Below are 4,869 nucleotides of genomic sequence, written 5' to 3' on the forward strand. Positions count from 1 at the left end.
CTGCAGGCGCCCCGGCCCGTGGCGGCCTATGTGCCCGCCGTTCGGACCGGGGACCTGATTTTCACGGCGGGGCAGGGTCCCATGGTGGATGGCAAGCCCAAGTACGTCGGGAAGGTCGGCGGCGAGCTGACCGAGGAGCAGGGATACCAGGCCGCCCAGCTCTCGATCGTCAACTGCCTCGCCTGCGTCAAGAGTCTGGTCGGGGATCTGGGTCGGGTAGACCAGGTGGTGAAGCTTCTGGGGTTTGTCGCCTGCGTGGACGGATTCACGCGCCAGCCCTGGGTCATCAACGGGGCCTCGGAGCTGCTCATCCGGCTCTACGGGGACCGGGGCCGTCACGCCCGCTCCGCCATCGGGACGAACCAGCTGCCGCTCGACATCCCGGTCGAGGTGGAGCTCGTCGTTCGGGTCCGAGACTAATGCAAACGACCGCATGAACGTGACACGGTCCGGGTCCTGTCGCCGGCGCCACCCGGACCGTCTGTCACATGAATGATCGCGTTGGTATTAGCGGGGGCGCTCGGCCAGGGCGAGGGTCTTGGTCAGGGTCTCGCCGCCGCGGAAGATGGTGAGCCGGAGCTCGTCCCCGATCTTGAGTCCGGCGAGCGCCTTGAAGAATTCCTCGGAGGTCCGGATCGGCTGGCCGTTGACCTGGGTGATGATGTCGCCCCCCAGCAGGAACCGGATCCCGTTCACGGTCACGTCCAGCGTCCCCTCGCGGATGCCCGCCTGCTCGGCCGGGCTCCCCTTCCCCACGTCCTCCACGAGGAAGCCGGAGGTGAGGGGGACGTTGAAGACCTTCCGCAGGCCCTCATCCACGAACTTCCCGTTGATGCCGATCCAGGGCCGGATGACCCGCCCCTCCTTGAGGAGTTGCGGCAGGACCGCCTTCACCGTGTCGATGGGGATCGCAAACGCGATAGACTGGGCCCCCTGGATGATGGCGGTATTCAGCCCGACGGCTTCTCCTTCCGAGGTGAGCAGTGGGCCGCCGCTGTTGCCCACGTTGATCGCGGCATCGGTCTGGATGACATGGCCCGCGATGGTCTCCCGGGTTGTCGGGAGGAGCCGGTCCAGGCCGCTCACCACTCCGATCGTGAGGGTCTGGCTCAAGCCGAAGGGGTTGCCGATGGCCAGGACCTTCTGCCCGATCCGAAGGCCGGCGGACCCTCCGAGCGGGATGACGGTCAGGTCGGACGGAGGGTTCTCGATCTGGAGGACCGCCACGTCCGTGGCGGCGTCCAGGCCGACCACGCGGGCCTTGCGGCGCTCCCCCGCGATGGTGACGAGGATGTCTTCGCTCCCCTCCACCACATGGGCGTTCGTCAAGATGTGTCCCTCATCGCTGACGATGAAGCCGGAGCCGACTCCCCGCCGGGCGGTCGCCGGGGCGGGCCCCTCGTGGGCAAAGACCGTGGTGATGTAGACCACCCCCCGGGCCAGGCGCTCAAAGACGGCGATGGTGTTCTCCTCGTCCGGGGTCAGGGCCGCCGCCCGGGGGGCTGGCGCCATCGCGACCAGCAGCAGGAGCAGTGCCCGCCCCGTCCCCTTGCGACGCTCCCGGTCGCTCATCGTCCCCCCCCTCCATGCCTTTGGGGAAGCCGCCCGGCGCCGGTCACGGGCGCCCCACCTCCTGGGGGCTCAGGACCTGGACCATGGCCGCGTGGAGGAGCCCGTTGCTGGCCACGATCTCCCCCCGGTGGATGTCCAGAGGGTTGCCGGCATAATCGCTCACCCGCCCCCCGGCTTCCTGGACCAGGAGTGCCCCCGCCGCCAGGTCCCAGGCGTGGATCTTGTCCTCCCAAAACCCGTCCAGGCGTCCCGCGGCGACGTAGGCCAGGTCCAGGGCCGCCGAGCCCGGGCGCCGGACGGCCTGTGCCCGGACCAGGAAGGCCTGGAAGCGGGCGACCACCCTGCTCGGGGCCTCGCGGATGTCGTAGGGGAACCCGGTGCAGAGCAGGGCGTCCGTCAACGCCGAGATGGCCGAGACCTTGAGCGGCGCGTCGTTCATCCGCGCGCCCGCCCCCCGCTCCGCGACGAAGCACTCGTCCCGGTTCGGGTCGTAGACGACCCCGGCCGCCAGCTCCCCCCGGACCGTGACCGCGATGGACACGCTGTAGAAGGGGAAGCCGTGGGCGAAGTTGGTGGTCCCGTCCAGCGGGTCCAGAATCCAGCAGACATCCGCGGCCCCCGCGTGACCCCGCCCCTCCTCCGAGAGGATGCTGTGGGAGGGAAAGCGGGAGCGGATCAGCGAGACGAGGAGCGCCTCCGATCGGCGGTCCCCGTCGGTGACCAGGTTGATGGCTCCCTTGTGGTCGATCGTCCGGGGGCGGGTCTGGAGTTCCCGCAGCAGGGCGCCCGCGGCGCGGGCGGCCTCGATGGCGGTCGGGAGGAGGTCGGCCATCACGGCTCCTTTCCGGGAGCCGCACTCTAGCACGCGCCCGGGAGGACCGACAAGGCCGACGCGGTTGCGGGGGGCGCACCGGGGGGCTATGATGGAATCCCGGAGGCGCCATGGATCCCACCACGCGGACGGCGGCGGACCAGTTCGGCCGCCAGGCGGCCCACTACACGACGAGCCGGGCGCACGGCAGCGGTGACAGCCTCGCGGTCATGGTGGCCCTGGCGCACCTCACGGGGACCGAGCGGGTCCTGGACGTGGCGACCGGGACCGGGTTCAACGCGTTTGCCTTCGCCGCGGGGGCGTGCTGGGTCGTGGCCCTGGACCTGACCGCCGCGATGCTCGCGCAGGCCCGTCACTTGGCAGGCGAGCGTTCTATCGGCAACGTGGCCTTCGCCCAGGGCCTGGCCGATGCCCTCCCCTTTGTCGCCTCCGCCTTCGACGTGACGACCTGCCGCATCGCCCCGCACCACTTCCCCTCCGTTCCCAACTTCCTGGCCGAGGTGGTCCGGGTGACCCGGCCCGGCGGCCGGGTCATCCTGGGGGACACCACCTCCCCGGAGGAGCCCGCGCTCGCCGCCTGGCACAACAGGGTGGAGGCGCTGCGCGATCCCTCCCACGTCCGCAACTACACCGCCTCCGAGTGGCGGGCATTCGCCGAAAGGGCAGGCCTCACCGTGACGGCCCTGGATACCTCCTGCTCCTCGCGCCTCTGCTTCGGGGACTGGGTGGCGCGGGGGGGGACCGGTCCGGGCCGCGGCCCTTCGGGAGGCCTTCGCGAGCCCGCCCCCCGGGGCGGTTTCCGCCTTCGGGCTCCAGGGGGAGGGGGACGCGCGGGAGTTCGCCTGGCCCATCACGGTCGTGGTGGCCGTCCGCCCGTGAGCCCCCCGCCCTGGACGGGCGAGCAGGTCCGCTGGTACATGGCGGCCCTGCGCCTGAGCGACTTCCCCCGGCAGGTGATGGCCGCCCTGGAGCCGCTCCTCGCTGGCTGCCGGAGCGCCCTGGACGTGGGGGCGGGCTGTGGCGCCCTCACGCTTCCGCTGGCGCGGCGCCTGCGGAGGGTCACCGCGCTCGAGCCCGCCCCGGCCATGGTGACGGCGCTCCGTCGGCGCCTGGCCCGGGCCCGCCTTGCGAACGTCCGGATCCTCCCCAGGGCGTGGGGGGAGGGAGCAGTCGGACGCCACGACCTGCTCCTGGCGGCGAACGTCCCCCTCCCCTGGCACCGGCCGGCCGACCTGGTGGCCGGCCTGGAGCGGGCCGCTGCCCGGCGCATCGTGCTCCTCCATCGGGTGGATACCGGCCGGGACAAGTTCTACTTCGACGAGCTGTACCCCCTCCTCTTCAACCAGCCCTCCCCGAGGAAGCGGGATTACCGGGAGGTGCTTGGCGCGCTGCAGCGCCTCGGGATCCACGCCGAGGTGCGGGTGGTCGCGTACGCCTTCGACCAGCCCTTTGCCGACCTGGACGAGGCAGTCCGGTTCTGGAAGCACTACCTGGGGCTCCGCCTGGATCCCTCCCGGGACGGGCGCCTCCGCGCCTTCCTGCGGGGGCGCCTTCGGCCCTGGCGGGGAGGATGGCGGGCGCCCATCCGGAAGCGAAGCGCCCTCCTCTCGTGGGCCCCGGGCGGCCGTTGACAGGTCCCCGCCGGCTTGGTACTCTTTCTGCATAGAGGGAAGGGCAGGGAGCTTATCTTCAAGCCCCCCGCCCTAATTTTTTCCCCGGCTCCGCCGAGGCGAAGCCGGGAGGAAGGTACCTGGGATGCGGCTCGACCGATTCACCATCCGCTCGCGGGAGGCGCTGGAGAAGGCCCAGCGGCATGCCTCCGAGATGGCCCATCAGGCCGTGGACGTGGAACACCTCCTCCTCGCCCTCCTCGGCCAGCAGGATGGCATCGTGGCCCCCCTGCTGCGGCGCCTCGGAGTCAACCTCTCCCAGGTGACCCACGCCCTGGAGGAGGCCGTGAAGAAGCTCCCCCAGGTCGCCGGCGCCTCGAGCCAGTACGTCACCCCCCGCCTCCAGAAGGTCCTCGAGGGGGCGGAGCGGGAGATGGCGCGTCTGAAGGACGAGTACGTGAGCACCGAGCACCTGCTCCTCGCCGCCGCCGAGGGCGCCGGGGACCCCGCCGAGCGGATCCTGCGGGAGGCCGGGGTGAGCCCGGACGGGCTCTACGCTGCCCTGGCGGAGGTCCGGGGCGGGCAGCGGGTCGCGGACCCCTCCCCGGAGGAGAAGTACCAGGCGCTGGAGCGCTACGGCCGGGACCTGACCGACCTGGCCCGGCGGGGGAAGCTCGACCCGGTCATCGGGCGGGATGACGAGATCCGACGGGTCGTCCAGGTTCTGGCCCGTCGGACCAAGAACAACCCGGTCCTCATCGGGGAGCCGGGGGTGGGGAAGACCGCCATCGTGGAGGGGCTGGCGCAGCGCATCGTGGCCGGGGATGTGCCAGAGGGCCTGAAGGGCAAGCGCGT

5 protein-coding genes are annotated in these 4,869 nt (G+C 71.5%); 3 read left to right on the forward strand and 2 right to left on the reverse strand.

Features of this window, described 5'->3' with window-relative positions; genetic code table 11:
- Window positions 1–420 (forward strand): RidA family protein, encoded by a 420-nt coding sequence (locus VGT06_07960; protein HEV8663056.1) that lies wholly within the window; start codon window positions 1–3, stop codon window positions 418–420.
- Window positions 421–507: 87 nt separating this feature from the next.
- On the opposite strand, the gene VGT06_07965 is transcribed toward VGT06_07960, so the two are convergent.
- Together VGT06_07965 and VGT06_07970 are read right to left on the reverse strand one after the other, a co-directional pair.
- On the reverse strand, window positions 508–1,572 hold the full coding sequence (locus tag VGT06_07965; protein HEV8663057.1) for a trypsin-like peptidase domain-containing protein: 1,065 nt from the start codon (window positions 1,570–1,572) through the stop codon (window positions 508–510).
- Between the two features lie 43 nt (window positions 1,573–1,615).
- Entirely contained in the window at window positions 1,616–2,404 is a 789-nt protein-coding gene (locus tag VGT06_07970; protein HEV8663058.1) for an inositol monophosphatase family protein, read from the reverse strand.
- A 110-nt stretch (window positions 2,405–2,514) separates the two neighbouring features.
- On the opposite strand from VGT06_07970, the gene VGT06_07975 reads away from it, so the two are divergent.
- On the forward strand, window positions 2,515–4,035 hold the full coding sequence (locus tag VGT06_07975) for a methyltransferase domain-containing protein (GenBank protein ID HEV8663059.1): 1,521 nt from the start codon (window positions 2,515–2,517) through the stop codon (window positions 4,033–4,035).
- Between the two features lie 124 nt (window positions 4,036–4,159).
- Window positions 4,160–4,869, forward strand: a 710-nt coding sequence (locus VGT06_07980) for a Clp protease N-terminal domain-containing protein (protein HEV8663060.1), incomplete at its 3' end; no start/stop codon positions are given.

The sequence above is a fragment of the Candidatus Methylomirabilis sp. genome, from assembly GCA_036000645.1.
In the GTDB taxonomy this organism is placed as follows: Bacteria; Methylomirabilota; Methylomirabilia; order Methylomirabilales; family JACPAU01; genus JACPAU01.

Bases quoted from the DNA above. Each gene is read 5' to 3' on its own strand.
- VGT06_07970 (HEV8663058.1), bottom strand. From the start codon at position 2,404: ATGGCCGACCTCCTCCCGACCGCCATCGAGGCCGCCCGCGCCGCGGGC.
- VGT06_07965 (HEV8663057.1), bottom strand. From the start codon at position 1,572: ATGAGCGACCGGGAGCGTCGCAAGGGGACGGGGCGGGCACTGCTCCTG.
- VGT06_07975 (HEV8663059.1), top strand. From the start codon at position 2,515: ATGGATCCCACCACGCGGACGGCGGCGGACCAGTTCGGCCGCCAGGCG.